Raw genomic sequence first — 15,474 nt, forward strand, 5'->3', positions numbered from 1 at the left:
TGACTTTCATAACAAATATACTCAAAATTAGTTTTAATTAAAACTAATTGATCGCAAAAAGAGAAAAAGGAAAATGAAAAATAAACTGACATTGCAGCAACTACAGCTTTTAACCTTGGAAAGCCAGAGACTGAAAAAATTCTCCTTTCGAAACTGGAAAAATGCTTTACTTAATGCTATGAAGCATCTTGGATATGTACAGATAGACACCTTGTCCTAATTCTTGTTGTAGTAATCATAGGCTGCAGGTTTATTTTTGCAAAAATTCCAATACTTTCTCGGTCATATATTTTCTTTCTTCGGGTGTTACATCATTATCCATACTGCTGTGATGGATGGGCGTGAATTCTACGACCATTCCATATTTTTCTTTCTCTTTTTCTGAGGGTAAAACTCCTTCATCTGCCGGGTAATCATTGGAACGGAGGGTATAAATTTCGGGTGTTTTTGTTCTTGGTAATGCCATTCTGCGGTTGTCCAGGGCAATTACTTTATGAATGAGTTCCGGATATTCATGAGCAAACAATGACGTCATATCACCACCGTTAGAATGTCCCATTACAACAAGTTGACGGTACTTAAGATCAGGGAATTCTTTTTTCATTGTATTCAGAACAAAAAGGATATTCCGGACACCACGTTCCCAGTTGGGTTTTCTTGTCACCTGAAGTTTTCCATCCATAGCCAGCATTTCATCGGTAGGAAGTTCGTGTTGGATACTGACCACAAAATATCCTTTTGAAGCAAGGAATCCCGTAAGGTAAGAATAGATAAAATAATCACCACCCTTATTTTCGCCCCAGCCATGGCTGAAAATCACAGGGATTCTGTTTGCATTCACTGGATTTGAGGGGCTGTATATCGCAACGGGAATTTTTCGGTGCCTTGATTGATCAAAATAAGTTAAAGTATCGCGTCTGAAACCTGCAGTTGTATCAGAAGATATATTCTTTTTTACCGAACATTGGATGGAAAAAATACTTAATAAAATAAATAAAAATAACCTCATTGGAATTAGTAAATTGATAAGATCTTTTTAAGAGGGTAAGGTCGTAATTTCTTGCTGAAATAAAATAGATTAACTGAAAAATTTTAATAGGAATACATTTTGTTGTAAATACGATAAAGTGTAATCTTAAAATTATAAGAATGTCTGCTATTCCTGTCATTGCATTAAAAAGGGTATATGAAGCTTCTTCTCCGGAAGATGGATGCCGTATTCTGGTTGACCGTTTGTGGCCGAGAGGGCTTTCTAAAGAGAATGCAGCTATTGATGAATGGAACAAAGATCTGGCGCCCACCATAGAACTTAGAAAATGGTTTCATCATGATCCCAAATTATGGGAAGGTTTTTCTGAAAAGTATAGGAAAGAGCTCCATGAAACCAATCTTGGAAAAGACTTTCTGAAACGCCATCGGGACCAGGAAAAAATTACACTGGTGTATGCTGCCAAAGATCAGGAACATTGTCATCCTGTTATTTTAAAGCAATATTTGGAGAGCCTGTAATGAACTGTATTTTATAATCCGGATGATTCTCTAAAAGATTAAAAGTTTTTATAATAGTTCACATATGCTTTTGAGCTTTCATGCGATAAAAAATAGCCTGTTAACGGGACTTCCTTTGTATATAGGATATTCCATTAACAGGCTAAGAATGTTATTTGATAATAATTAATTATTCACTGACTTGTTTGTTGAGCCATTCCAGGATATCGGCATACACTTGTTCTTTGATATCCTCATTTAATATCTCGTGTCTCATCCCGTCATACAAATTCAATTGTACGTTTTTGAATCCGTCAGTTTTTAAATTGTCTACCGTAGATTGTACACCCTTACTAAATTCTCCCACAGGATCATCAGCACCACTTACAAAAATGAAAGGGAACTCCTGCGAAATAGATTTTGACCAATCTCTGGCAGTTGCAGTTTCCATCAATGAAAAAAGCGTATAGAATGCATTATTGCTGAAGGGTACTCCACACAGTTCGTCAAGCATAAAGGCCTTTCTGTTTTCTTTATTTACACTCAGCCAGTTAGTACCGTAGTCAAATTCTTCATCCTTAAAATGACTGTTGCTTATTTTACCGAATAATTCGGCAATAAGTTCACTGCGGTTATAAGGGGATACAGAACTAAGAAGAGAAAGCAGACCTTTAGCAGGCCCGATAGCCGGGTTTGGACCGCCTGTTCCTATGATGGCTGCTCCATTGAAACGGGATGATTGTTTTCTCAATAAACATCTCGTAATAAAAGATCCCATTGAGTGTCCTATAATAAAATGAGGAACTTCCGGGTAGCTTTTTTCTACAAATTCAGCCATATTTCTGGCATCGCGTATAAGTCGTTTTTCCGGGGCTTTTAAAGTAAAAAATCCCATTTCCTCTTTGCTTTTCGCTGTTTTTCCATGTCCTAAATGGTCATAAGTGAGTACGGCGAAACCCTGGTGAGCCAGGTATCTGGCAAAGTCTGCATAACGGCCACTATGCTCCTGCATACCATGAAGAATCAGTATAGTAGCTTTTACTGTTGTTTCAGGTTGATAGAAAGTATAATATAATTCATGGGTTTCATCGCTTACAACACTCGGTAGATAATTTGAAGTTTCTTTCATTTTTTTAAATTTTTATTATTAATATTTTTTTACATTAAAACCAGAATCCAGCTCCTGCTGTAAATCGGCCTCCATCGCTTCCTGTAAAATAAGTAGCCCGTATGGAAAGTGTTTCCAGAGCACTGATCCATATTCCTCCACCCACAGACTGGTGCCATTTTCGTGAATATTCATCATCCATCCATACACGTCCGTAGTCGTATCCTGCCAATATTCCGAAATCCATAGGAGCGACCCCGTTTTTTACATGTCCAAAGTTCCAACGGATTTCACTGCTTTGAAATAGTGAAGAACGCCCCAAAAATCTATAATTCCTGAACGACCTTAAACCGTTGTTTCCTCCCAGATCTGCGCCCTGGAAAAATTCAAAATTGCTGTTGTTGATATATTTTCCCTGTACCTTTGTTGCAAGTACAAAGCGTCCGTTATTGTCAATACGATGGGCAATATTCAGGAGACCTTCATAAGTCATAAAGTTGCGCTGGGTATCCTCCAGATTTGTTTTCCAGGCTGCCGACAGTGCAAATCCAAATCCCATCGTAGGAAAAGCAGCATTATCACTATGCTCATAACTGAATGTATATTTTGCGCCTGCAAATTTTTGACTGTCAAATATCTGAGGGTCAATTTGATTGGATTGAGCAATAAAACGCTCCGGAGTATATTTAACCTTATAATCTTCATAGCCTAGCTGAATAGTCTGTACAAGGCCCAGGAAACTCTTTTTGGAGAAAGACGGAGTTACCTGTAACTGTTGCATTCTTACTCTGTTATAATCTATATCGAACTGATCTTTATTGTCAACTGTATTATTCCCAAATCCAAAATAATTTTGTGCAAAGTTGGGTGTTGTAAAACGTGCATTTAAATTAAATGCCCATTTACCTATAGCATTAGGGAAATTTCCATTATATATAAGTTCAAGTCCACTTGTAGCGGTCAGATAATTGGCATTAAAAGTATGTTTAGCAGTATAAGGATCACGTTCAAACCCATTTTGGGTATAGCTTATAAGCGCACCAACTTTGGCTCCCTCATCAGGGTTGTAGCTTATGCTGGGATAGCCGGCCCAAAAGTTATAAACGGGTTTTTTATAATCATAGGTATTGATCTCATGCTCATCTGTTATTTTTTTAGCGGTATGCCCTGTAAGATTATAGGTGTTGTTCTGAGATTTAAAATCATATAATTTAATATTTCTTCCATTTTGAACATTATATACATCATGGTTTTGCCCACCAATAATTCTTACTTTTATTCCTGTACTTCCTGTTCCTGAGATATCGAAAATATCATCATCATCCAATCCATAAACCCATATTTCTTTAGTGTCATTTTTAGGATATTCCCGTTGAAAAACAAGCTCTTCACCTTTTTTTTTTACGCGGTATTGTGAAATATGAATTTTATTTTTTTCTTTTTTAATTACAAACCGGTCTTGTTTGTTGGTTCCGGTGAGCAATACTGTTTTTTGTAAAGCTTTATAATAATCGGCAGCATATTGTACCATTTTATCCCTTCTTATTTTAAGGGTTTTCTGGATAAGCTGTATGGTTTCATCCTGTATTTCTTTAGGTAAATTACGGAATGCATCATCAATGACTTTGTCTGAAAGGTTTTGTTGAATATATTCTGCTTCTTTTTTCCAGTCCTGTTCAGTGGCATTTCTTAAAAAAGCAAGGTCCAGAGGATAAGGCTCCCGGTTCATCCATTTTACATCGCGGATGTCTTCTTTGAAGCTCTGCATATGCCGTAAGGGAGGCGTTCTCATGATAAGCTGAAAAATTAGCCCGTCATATTTACTGAATGCCTGGTCACGGTCTTTTGGAATAGGTTTATAAACGTAACGGTCATTTTCTTTGTATTCTGCCCAGCGCCATTGCCCTTCATGCCTGTCCCAGTCGCCAATAAGCATATCGAAAATACGGGCACGGATATAGCTTTGCTCGTCTACAGAATATTTTTCGGATTTTTGAAGGTTTTTCATCATATCCGGGGTATTCATTGTGGAGATTGCCCCATTAAGCTGCTTCAGATCTTCATCGCTTCCGGACAATCGTTCTTCAATCTGATAGAGCTCATTTCCATATTCATTATTAAACTCACCAAGCGCTTTTTGTTTGGGAATATAATAGAGCTGGGAACTGGAATGAAGAACATTTATTTTTTCAGCAAGGTTTTCAATGGCAAAAGGAGTATATGGGTGTCCCGTGGTATAAAAATCCAGTAGGAATTTTTCTGCAACAGTTCCTTCGAAATCGCTTCCAAAGCTGGAATTTTTAAATGCAACAGCATTAAGGAACCGTATGGCACTTTTTTTTACCCCTCTCATTGCATATTCTTGTTTGTTTTGAGCTATGAGACGTAATGAATTGGACTGGTGCCCTCCACCCGCACGGACAGGAGAAAGCCCGCCTTTTAAAGTGTCTAGTGTCGCTACTTTGGCCTGTATAGGTATGCTATAATATTTTCTATAATGCTCACCCCATAACCAGGTGTATAGCTTGGATTTTTTTGTTAAAGATTCGGGATACACCGAAGTCATTATGGTTTTTGAAAATTTTTCCGGATATGTTTTTTGAACAGTGGGTTCCTGAGTCTTTTGTAATACCTGAATCTTTGTCAGAAGTTTTTCAGAGTCGTTTTTTGTATTAAAGTAAGATACATTGGCACTGCCGTCCTGATTAATATCCAGAACGGCATATCCGTTACCGCCAAAAGAAAAATCCTGGGAATGGGTTACTTTCGCAGCGCCATTTTCAGATCCTGCTCCGCTGATAATCTGCCGGACATTTTTTTCTTCCAGATATTGAAGATTATGGTCATGCCCGGATACGAAAATAACATTATTATTGTTTTGTACAATAGATTTGATACGGCTTGTCAGCGCTGCATAATGAGCGTTGTTAGTATCCTGAGGGCTGATACTTGATGTTGAACGGAATACATTGATAAGAGTCCCCAACACAGGTAAAGGAACCTGATTCCCCAGAGGATACAGCTGGTCTTTCCACGAAAAATATCCTGCATGAATGCCTTTACTGATCAGGGGGTGATGTAATGCTACAACAATAAGATTATTTTGGTTTTTGTTGATCAGATCTTCAAATTCTGCAAAAAAGTCATCCCGGGATTTTATCGTGCAGCCAGCATTGATTTTTGGATTGTTTTCCCAGTTTTCTAAAAACCATTGGCTGTCAATAGTGATTAAAGTAATATTATCCTCTAATTTTACTTTATCAATAGGGCATCCGTTTTTGGGAAGGAATGCTTTTTTATTATCCATGTATTTGGAAACTGCTTTTCCCTGATTTTCTAATCCCTTAACCCCATATTTCCAGTCGTGATTACCGGGAATCACTATTGTCTTTCCTTTGTAATTTTGAGTGATCTTGAGTTGGTTTTCGAGTTGCAGCTTTGCCTCCTTATAGTCTTTGTCATTTTTATCAGGCATACCTTGCGGGTAGATATTATCGCCAAGAAAAAGCAATGTAGAATTGGCTGAAGCATTATTCAGCCTATTTTGTAATTGATCAAGTGTATGTTGATCCCGATTGTTTTGTGTATTTCCTACATTGCCAATAAGAAGAAGCTGATGGGCAACTTTTGATGAATCCTGTGCCGGAACTTCAGCCAAATTTTTTCCTTTCTGAACATTATAGGTAGCACACGATTGAAGTATGATTCCAAGAACAGATATTTTAATGGAAACGGGAACTGTATTTTTAATATTGAAGTACATAATTTTACGAATTAATATGGTTATAACTTTCAATCATTTTATTTAAATCTCTGACTCTTGGATTTAATTTCCTGTATCTGAAATTTAATTTTTAATCTATTTTAATAAGATGAGTGAAATAATAAAACTGATGGCTGAGGTTAAAATGCCAAACATAAAGACGTTGTAGGAAATCCGGAGACGTCTGTATTTTTTACTAAGGACGATTCCTTGTATATAAATATCCTTAATCAGGGTCTGATATAAGTAATGGTCATCTTCCATTACAGAGATCATAGCCTTATGATAGTTATCGAAAGGCATATTATAATAATTTCCAAAAAATATCAGATTTACTTTTTTCTCCTCTAAATCTTTTTGAGTGAATTTTCCGGAAGAAAGGTTGGGACGTGTTGCCAGAAGGGAAAAAAATATGGTAAATATATTGACTGCTAAAATCATATAAGTGGGTATCGTTAAATAGGAACTTTCATCTAATTTTCTAATCAACTGACTGAAAATAATAGATAATATGATAGAATTAACTGTTATGAGAATTTGAGCCTTTTTGTCTGCCATATCAGACATCCTTTGGTTGTTTCCCGATGCTATTCTAAACATGGTTTCTACGCCTTTACTCGGCTTTTCTACTTTTTCTTTTTTAGGAGATGAAAGATGATCTGTTTTATTCTTTTTTAGGAGTTCTTTTACTTGGTTAATGTTATCTTGTTTTCCAGGGGTGTAACTGGAATCTGCATAAGTTGTAAAATAAGAATGAGAAGACATGAGCTTCAGGGTATCAGCCAGCCATTCTTCTTTGGAAATTTTTTTTCCTGATATGTTTTCTCTCTCTTTCCGGAGGTTGTCATTATATACTAAAAAATCGGGTAAGGAAAAATGATGTAAATCTGCATCGCATATTATTTTTTCTTCTTCACTTTTAGGCTCCTGAGGCATTTTTGTTGAGAGGATACATCTTGTAACAAAGTCTTTATCATCATCCGGGACTCCATTTTTGTTTAAAAACTCTTGGGCAATTTCTACACTTACAGCTTCATGGTTTTCTCCTTTAGTTTGAAAATAACCTGTATCGTGAAACCATGCTGCAATAAGTAAGAGAGCTTTTGACCTTTCATCATACTGATAATGTACCGCCATTATTTCAGAAGCTGCTGCCACCGAAACGGTATGCTGAAGATTATGGTAAGTAAATTCCGGATGCGGCGTGGATTCAAAAAAATTTGTTACCTCACTTTCAGCCAGAAGACTAAGTTCTTTATAATTTATCATTTGTTGTTATTTGCTATTTTCCAGGTGTATTCTGAATGGTCACTCTTATTGCTTTTAATCCTGATACGCCCTGCATATCTTCAAGATCCAAATCTTCTATTAAAGGCTCAAGAATTTTATTCTTCTGGAGGTATTCAATATGTTTAAGATAATCTTCAATATCCTTTTTGTTATAGTACACTATGGCTATTTTACGGGGCTGTGTCAGCCTTTCATCAGAATTTTTGATAACAGCTTTATCAATTCTTTTTTTGATAATTTCATATCTTACATTGTAAGCTCCTTCCACATCAAATCTTTTTTCATCATGACGGAAACTGATGGTAATGGTATTGGGCTGTACAAAAATCAGCTGTGTCGTCTGAATCTTTTTTGGAAGAAGATTTTGACATGACTCTGTAATTATGGTAATATTTACCATTGATATAAGCTGACGAAGTCTGACATTTTTAAGGTAAACATCATTAAAAGGTCTGTCCGGAGCAATAGACTGCCCGATATATATATTGAATTCCACACCGTCTGTCCGGTAGCGGTCAAAATAATAGGGATAGGAATCCTGAAGTTCTTCATTCATCTTATCCAGTACTGAAATGATGTGGGTATTCAATATCAGGAATGTTTCCTCAATGGCAATACTTTGTTGGTGAAAAGCTCCGTCTTCGGCCAGCTCTTTCAGATAAGGAGCTGTTAGATTCTGTATTTCTACATCCTGAATACCTAGCTGTAAAATTAAATCCAGGGATTCTACTGATAAAAAGTAGGTGATCTCTGCATCATCATTAATACTTAAATTATTATCTTCTATTCTCTTAATAAAAACTTCTGCCTGATAAATCATTTCTCCCAACAGATCTATATTTCTGATTTGCCTAAGCGCATTTAAAGTATGGATTAATGCATTCAGCTGGGTGGTATAATCTTCTGTAAGGGCTTTATTTCTTTCAATCGTAGAATTCCGGAAATCTATTGCCCCATAAATAGGATGTATATTATCAAAGTTAATTGCGATAGATGAAGAATTTTCGCCCTTTTTTTCGTTTTTTAAATAAGACATTCCTACATTATTGAACTTCCATTCTACAGCTGGCTGAATGGCTGTAAAATGATTTTTAATCGTTTGGTTAAGCTCTCCTAAATATCTGTTAATGATAGAAATGAAGAGGTTTTGTAAAGGAAATGTGAATTCCTGAAAACTGGATATAATGAAGTCTGTTTCTAATCCTAAATTTTCATATAAGATAATAGAAACGCCAATAATTTTTTCCTGATGGAAAATTGGAAGTACGAAAAGCCCGGAGATTGACGTATTGTCAAAAGAATACCAGGTTTCTTCATCGTCTTTTCCATATCTGATTTCGGGATTTTTAATATAAGTGGCTATAAACGCCGTGAAGTCCGAAAATGATGCTCCGTATTTTGTAAGAATTGCATTGAGTACGATATCAAAATCTTTCCAGATCTCTGTATTAAGCTTCCCGTCGATTTCTAAAATAGGAAGGAAAAGAATATCCAGATCACCTGTTCCTATCAGCCTTTTCATAGCCTCTGTCGCCTGAAGAAGAAAATCATTTTCGATGTCCTGGGAAATAAAAAGTCTGCTTAGCTTTTCTTTGGTTATTTTATACGTAATATCTTCAACCCGGAGTACGGAGAAACCACTAAACTTAAGTTTCTGAAGAGGCAGATGTTTCTTCAGAAGCTCTAAAACAGAATGTTTTGAAATGATTTCGGAAGTAATATTCCTAAGATCCGGAAACTCCCCTTTAAAGTCAATGTCTATAAAATCATCATTAATGTCGACCTGGAAATATTGTTCAAAGCCATTTTCACCATGAATATGGACAACCAGCCCAAGATCATTAGAAAGGTTAATATTGTAGATACGTTTTATAATAAAGTTATAGGCCAGTAATTCAAAGACCTCTTTTTTATTGAGCGTTTTATTCTCTTCCCAATTAATAATACTTACCTCTTTTTCAGATTGAAATAACTCCAGCTGCGCTGAAATTGCCGGCGTTCCAAAAATCAGATCATAGGAAAATGGAGAAGATAATCCCCAGGAAAAAGTGTTCTCATCAACAAGTGCCGAATTCATCAATTGATATACAAGAAGATAGAGCTCTTCATATTGAGGAGTATCTTCGGGCTTAATGCTGCAATTGGAATCCGGGAAATGTTTATTAAGCTTTTCTATTGAGCTTTTTATTACTTTTTTGAGCACAGTCTCCTTACTGACAGAGCCCTTTAAATAATTTAAAAAGGGTCTGAAAGAAAATTCAGCTAAATTTTCATGAAGGGCATTATTTTTAGATTTATTCAAAATCATTTTCAAACTTAGGTATTGGAATATTATTTTCTGGTAACAAAAGCATAATCAGTTATCTCCAGGGTTTTATCGTGAAAGCTATTACTTTGGATAACCTCTGAATAAGTGGTTATTCAGTAAATTTCTTATGGATATGATCATAAATATCATATTGAGAACGGACAGGGATGCCATTATTGGAAATAGGTTTATTATCAAGATCTAAATTAATTTCTGTTGCTTTGATATTATCATTCATCTGAATGTTTATTAATTCCAGAATCTCATTTTTTAACTGCGGTGAATAGACAGGGCAGAGTACTTCAATTCTATCATACATGCTGCGGTTCATAATATCTGAAGAGCCTATCAGAATTTTGTTTTCGCCATCATTTTTGAAAATAAAAATTCTGCCGTGTTCCAAATAGCGATCCACTATTCGGGTTACTTTTATATTTTCACTTTGTCCCGGTACTCCCGGTACAAGACAGCAGATACTTCTTACAATGAGCTCTACTTTAACTCCAGCCTGTGAGGCTTCATACAGTTTGCTTATGATAATGATTTCCTCAAGGTTATTCACTTTTATAATGATTCCTGAAGGTTTACCTTCCTTGTGGTTCTGGATTTCCTTTTCGATCATTTCCAGGATAAAGGGCATCAGGTTAAACTGTCCTACAGCCAAATGATTAAATGACAGTTCGTCTGTACTTAAAGGTTTTCTTTTCTTTAATAAAAAATTGAAAAATTGAAAAATCTCATTGGAAATTTCAGGATTCGCTGTAAATAGAATATGGTCTGTATAATAACGCGCTGTAGACTCATTGAAATTTCCTGTGGAAATCAGAGCATATTTTTTCTTATCCCTTTTTATCAGCGCCACTTTTGCATGTACCTTAAGCTTTGGAATACTGGTAATAATATGTACTCCGGCATTTTTCATCTTCCTTAGCCATCTCAGATTGTTTTCTTCATCAAATCTTGCTTTAAGCTCTACAAATACGGTCACTTTTTTACCCAGTTTGGCAGCGATCATAAGAGCTTCGATAATAACGGAGTTCATGGCTGTCCTGTAAATGGTAATATAAATTTCAGTTACTTTTTCATCGGTTGCCGCTTCCATAAAAAAGTCGATAACTTTATCATAAGATTCATAAGGCGTATGGATCATGAAATCTTGTTTATCGATAAGTTCAAATACAGGGGTTTCACCCGGATGCCTTTCAATTGCCTTCATAGAAGGGTAGGAGGCTTCCTTATCTTCAATTGGAATTAAATTCAGATCTTTTAAGTGATGATAAGCACTACCGGCTACTGCATCTCTAAAAGGAATACTTAATGCATGCAGCAGATTTTGAAGTTTTTTCAGTGGCATATCTTTCTCATACAGAAATCTTGTTGTTTTTCCTTTTTCCCTGTTTTCAAGATATATCTCCAGGTTTTCCAGGATGTCCTCTTCTTTTTCAAAATTGATATTGGCATCACGGGTCACTTTGAAATTCCATATGCTTACTACCATATTTGGAAAATACATTTCCGGTAAAAATTTCTTTAAAATATCATCAATAAAAACAATATGCCTGCGATTGTTGCTATCCGTTTTATAAAACCTTGAGAGCTTATTAGTTGGAATTTTAAGGATATACATATTTTCTTTACCCTCTGCGGAAGTAGTAAAAATAGCCTGATATAAAGAATTACTTTTTATAAGAAACTTATCCTTAAGGGGAAGCGGATATAATTCTATGGCAGGAGCTACAGAATGGGTGAAATATTGTATGAGCCTGCCTTCCATAAATACAGGAATAGGCTTATTATAAATAAGCTCAATATTGTCCTTTTGCAGCTGAGGAAGTATTTTATTGTGCAATATTCTTCCAAAAAATTCCTGCTGATTTACAATTTCTTTATGGATGGTTTTTAATAATGGTTTTTTCTTTCCTACCAATAATTTGGGTATTCTGACTTTGTAAAATTCATCTAAATTGGAAGAAAAAATAGAAAGAAAATTAAGCCGTTCCATTAAAGGCACAGTATCATTTTCTGCTTCAGATAGAACTCTGGCATTGAAAGATAGCCAACTTAAGTCTCTATCTGTAAATAAAGGCGCAATAGTTTTCATTTATCCGTTATTTAATCAGATATTTATTATAGAATAATACAAGACGGTTACCGTAAGATAGATACCCTCAGGTATTTTGTTACAATGATGGCCGTAAGGAATATAAATTGTTTAATAATTTTAATCCTGTTATGGGTATTAAAAGTATTAATAGTGCTGTGATTGGGAGGCATACATTAATTTTTATAAATTTCACATTGTTGTTTTTTAGGATTTATACAGAACCTGTTGTACATCTTTCAATAAAGTATGGAAAAAAAAGGCATTTAAAATGATGTCTATAAGTATAAATTCCTGTTGATATATTGAGATGAATAGAATTAAACTAATCTTTTACTAAATTTAAAAAAGAGAAGATGTACAACGAATATAAAACCGGCATTTTACCAAAACCATTTGCCAGTATATCGGGTTCTGTAATTTTTACTATCTAATCTGATGTCAGAGGATAAGAGGTAGAGTTTTTTACATATTTTCTTGATTTAATATCACAGAGTTGGCTGCACATCTTTTTTATAAATTTTGAAAAAAAGGATTTTTCCTGATAGGTTTATATCTATTACTACGCTATAAGAAAGATGTACAGCAGATTATATACTGACCAAATCTGTCAATATACTTGCCTCTGTAATTTTTTTGAGGTCAGCCATATCAGGGCTTCTTCAAAAATATGGGTTAGAATAATTTGTGGTTACTCCCATTTTGGCTGTGAAGACTTTAACGGTTCCAGCAAATGTTTGTATTTTCCTGGGGTCTTTGTCATTTCAACCTGTTCTGCAACTCCCTGATAGAATCCCATGGGCGTCTGTTCTTTTATAAAGTCTGGCAGAATATAAGCATGCTCGTCATCTGAATTGGCTTTTTCATAAGCATATTTTTGGTCGAAAACTCCCATTCCCAGTTGCCATGCAACGGTTCTGCTCAAAGAAACGCTTACTTTATAAGATCCACCTACTGTAGCACGAAGTTTCAAAGCTTGTAAAATTCCTACTACGGCAAGCCATGCAGCCATATAGTCATTAATAACAGCAATTTGTGGTGTTACCCCCGGAACATCTGTTTTTTTGTACGTACCGCCTAAGCTTTCCAGCCAATACGGGCCTGCAAGAGCTCCTGCAGAAACATCGAAGCCCACCCGGTCACTTCCCGGTCCTTCTTCACTATTGAAATAAACAGTAGCAGTAATTAGTCCCGGATGCTTCTTACCTAATTCTCTAAGGTTTAATCCTTTTTTGTTCAAGAATCCACTTCTTCTATTGGAGAAGAAAATATCTGCTGTAGACAAAAGTTCCTGAAAGGCCTTATCGTCTTCTTCATTTTTATCAAAATCCAGACAAGTGGAACGCATTCCCACATTGGATGTAAAATGGAATAGTTCATGTTCATAATCGCCAGAACGCCAAACATTAAGAACATCCGCCCCATGAAGGGCCAGAGCTCTTCCTATTCCACATCCTGCAATGACATGCCCTAATCCCAATGCTTTAATACCACTCAAAGCATCCTCTCCTCCCTTAGGTAAAGGAATTGGGTCTGAATCAGCTACCTTCTCAATTTTGATAACCGGGAGATGTTTAGCAACCTGCTGAAACATGTCGAGCTTCATAAATTCTTCAGGAGATCTTAAAATATATAATGGAATTCCCGCTTTACCTCCTGCCTCTTCAAGATCTGCTGCATTCCATTGCTTCACAGCTTCTGTAATTTTTTCCGGGGTTGGTGCGCAACCCAATAGTTTTCCTGCGGCATGTCTTAACGTTGGATAAAGACAAGTAAACTGAATCCACTTATCGTCCTTTGTTTTATAAAACATATTGGGAGCAAGCCCGGTCCCTAATTCGGAATTGGTATTACCGGGTTTTCCGTTTACCTGTTCTAAAGTTCCTTCAAAGAAGCTTGCAAATCTTCTTAATGCTTTTCTAAGGTCCACATGAATATCCTGTGTTTCCCCGGTTTTAAGTCTCCATATATCTGCAATTTGAGCTGCTTTTGCTGCAAGTGTAATGGCAGACTGTGCACCATAGCGAAGTACACTAGGAATTATTGGGTCTTTACCGTAAAAAGTAAGCTTCCCTCCAAAATCATTTAATGAAGCTCCTACAGTATTTAAAATATACTCAGTCTCCGCATGCAGATCAAATTCATCAGTGGTCAATCTGTTGTTGAGATTGTCCTGAATTATTTTTTCTAAATCTACTTTTATGCTATTTTGATCCATTTTTGTTTTTTTTATGCTGTGTAAACAATGTTTTAACCTAGTTTAGAGAAAGCATTCATTAATTCAATCTGCTTCACATCACGCTCTTCTGCCAGCTGTACAAGGCTTTTATTTCCATAATGTTCCTTCACTTGCTCATCCAAAAGTTGAGTTGTTTTTTCATCATAGGATACAGGCTTAGACATTTCATCTTTCCAGATAATCTCCATACCAGGTCCAAGGTGGTGCAGGAAGAATGGGAAACCTCCATCTCCACCACCCAGGTGGAATGAAACGAATGGTCCTCCCACTGCCCAGCGGATTCCCAGTGAAGCAGTCATAATATCATCCAATTCTTTTACATTTACGACTCCATCTGCAACCAGAGATACACATTCTCTGAAAATGGCAGCCTGTAATCTGTTGGCAACAAATCCTGGAGTTTCCTTATGAAGTAATACAGGAACTTTTCCTAATGAATGATAAAAGTCCATGGCTGCTTCTACTCCGGCATCATTGTCTTTTGCTAAAATCTCAACTAAAGGAATCAAATGTGGTGGATTAAACGGGTGACCAATTAACAGGCGGGATGAATTTTTCATTTTTGTACCCTGCTGTGAAATAGTGATCCCTGAGCTTGAAGACAGAAATAAAGAATGTTCTGGTGCATTAGCCTCAATAAGTTGCCATAAATCCTGTTTGAAAGCAGGGTTTTCCGGTCCGTTTTCCTGAACATAATCAGCATTTTTAACTGCAGTAGCAGTATCAGCTACATAGCTCAAATGGCTTTTATAATCTGAATCAATTGTATAACCCAATTTTTTTAAATCAGCAATATTTCCATCCAATTTACCATTAAAGTAATCCTGGATATCCGGTTTAGGGTCACTTATAACGACTTTCATGCCTGCTGCAAGAAATAATGAAGCCCATGAAGCGCCAATCAGACCACCTCCGATTACAGTAATTGTTTTACCTTTTAAATTTAATTTTTGAGGTTGTTTTTTCATTTTTTTTGTATTTGAATTGTTTATAAATATTTATTTGGTATTTTCTAAGTGTTATTGGCTAAGTAGCCCTGTTATATAGGAGATAGGGTGTTAGAAACTTTCTAAAGCCTTTTTTCATCCGTGTTTTGAACAAATTTATGGTGGTTCATAAAGCTTTTTATTATCTCAATGTCACTTTTTATTGTTCCATATTCTCTTTTTAGTGATTT

10 protein-coding genes are annotated in these 15,474 nt (G+C 35.9%); 2 read left to right on the forward strand and 8 right to left on the reverse strand.

The features are described 5' to 3' along the window. The first annotated feature begins 73 nt into the window (after positions 1-73). Positions 74-220, forward strand: a complete 147-nt coding sequence (locus MP478_RS02865) for a hypothetical protein (protein WP_257199526.1) — start codon at positions 74-76, stop codon at positions 218-220. 30 nt (positions 221-250) lie between these two features. Here the strand turns inward: MP478_RS02865 and MP478_RS02870 are convergent, their stop codons facing one another. Further along, on the reverse strand, positions 251-841 hold the full coding sequence (locus MP478_RS02870; RefSeq protein ID WP_257199527.1) for an alpha/beta hydrolase: 591 nt from the start codon (positions 839-841) through the stop codon (positions 251-253). A 308-nt stretch (positions 842-1,149) separates the two neighbouring features. Between MP478_RS02870 and MP478_RS02875 the strand changes: the two genes are divergently transcribed. Then, the gene (locus MP478_RS02875; protein WP_306592502.1) at positions 1,150-1,509 is read left to right on the forward strand and encodes a DUF488 domain-containing protein; all 360 of its coding nucleotides are present in this window, start codon (positions 1,150-1,152) and stop codon (positions 1,507-1,509) included. Between the two features lie 169 nt (positions 1,510-1,678). On the opposite strand, the gene MP478_RS02880 is transcribed toward MP478_RS02875, so the two are convergent. The 7 genes from MP478_RS02880 to MP478_RS02910 form a co-directional block, all read right to left on the reverse strand. Beyond that, a complete protein-coding gene (locus MP478_RS02880) occupies positions 1,679-2,617 on the reverse strand; it encodes an alpha/beta fold hydrolase (RefSeq protein ID WP_257199528.1) in 939 nt (312 codons plus the stop codon). A gap of 34 nt (positions 2,618-2,651) precedes the next feature. Then, positions 2,652-6,359 carry a metallophosphoesterase gene (locus tag MP478_RS02885; protein ID WP_257199529.1) on the reverse strand — a complete coding sequence of 1,236 codons (3,708 nt, stop codon included), beginning with the start codon at positions 6,357-6,359 and terminating at the stop codon, positions 2,652-2,654. 96 nt (positions 6,360-6,455) lie between these two features. Then, entirely contained in the window at positions 6,456-7,628 is a 1,173-nt protein-coding gene (locus MP478_RS02890) for a Pycsar system effector family protein (protein ID WP_257199530.1), read from the reverse strand. A 13-nt stretch (positions 7,629-7,641) separates the two neighbouring features. Then, positions 7,642-9,957 (reverse strand): hypothetical protein, encoded by a 2,316-nt coding sequence (locus MP478_RS02895; protein ID WP_257199531.1) that lies wholly within the window; start codon positions 9,955-9,957, stop codon positions 7,642-7,644. Between the two features lie 109 nt (positions 9,958-10,066). Continuing rightward, positions 10,067-12,058, reverse strand: coding sequence for a polyphosphate kinase 1 (ppk1, locus tag MP478_RS02900; protein WP_257199532.1), 1,992 nt, complete (start codon positions 12,056-12,058; stop codon positions 10,067-10,069). Positions 12,059-12,749: 691 nt separating this feature from the next. Beyond that, the gene (locus MP478_RS02905) at positions 12,750-14,276 is read right to left on the reverse strand and encodes a CoA transferase (protein ID WP_257189104.1); all 1,527 of its coding nucleotides are present in this window, start codon (positions 14,274-14,276) and stop codon (positions 12,750-12,752) included. Positions 14,277-14,308: 32 nt separating this feature from the next. After that, complete coding sequence (locus MP478_RS02910; RefSeq protein WP_257189103.1) at positions 14,309-15,265, reverse strand: 3-hydroxyacyl-CoA dehydrogenase NAD-binding domain-containing protein; 957 nt, start codon at positions 15,263-15,265, stop codon at positions 14,309-14,311. Between the last annotated feature and the right edge of the window lie 209 nt (positions 15,266-15,474).

It is taken from the genome of Chryseobacterium sp. WG14 (assembly GCF_024586945.1).
In the GTDB taxonomy this organism is placed as follows: Bacteria; Bacteroidota; Bacteroidia; order Flavobacteriales; family Weeksellaceae; genus Chryseobacterium.

Coding starts and splice junctions, on each gene's coding strand:
- MP478_RS02865 (WP_257199526.1), top strand. CDS start 74: ATGAAAAATAAACTGACATTGCAGCAACTACAGCTTTTAACCTTGGAA.
- MP478_RS02890 (WP_257199530.1), bottom strand. CDS start 7,628: ATGATAAATTATAAAGAACTTAGTCTTCTGGCTGAAAGTGAGGTAACA.
- MP478_RS02905 (WP_257189104.1), bottom strand. CDS start 14,276: ATGGATCAAAATAGCATAAAAGTAGATTTAGAAAAAATAATTCAGGAC.
- MP478_RS02910 (WP_257189103.1), bottom strand. CDS start 15,265: ATGAAAAAACAACCTCAAAAATTAAATTTAAAAGGTAAAACAATTACT.
- MP478_RS02885 (WP_257199529.1), bottom strand. CDS start 6,359: ATGTACTTCAATATTAAAAATACAGTTCCCGTTTCCATTAAAATATCT.
- MP478_RS02875 (WP_306592502.1), top strand. CDS start 1,150: ATGTCTGCTATTCCTGTCATTGCATTAAAAAGGGTATATGAAGCTTCT.
- MP478_RS02880 (WP_257199528.1), bottom strand. CDS start 2,617: ATGAAAGAAACTTCAAATTATCTACCGAGTGTTGTAAGCGATGAAACC.
- ppk1 (WP_257199532.1), bottom strand. CDS start 12,058: ATGAAAACTATTGCGCCTTTATTTACAGATAGAGACTTAAGTTGGCTA.
- MP478_RS02895 (WP_257199531.1), bottom strand. CDS start 9,957: ATGATTTTGAATAAATCTAAAAATAATGCCCTTCATGAAAATTTAGCT.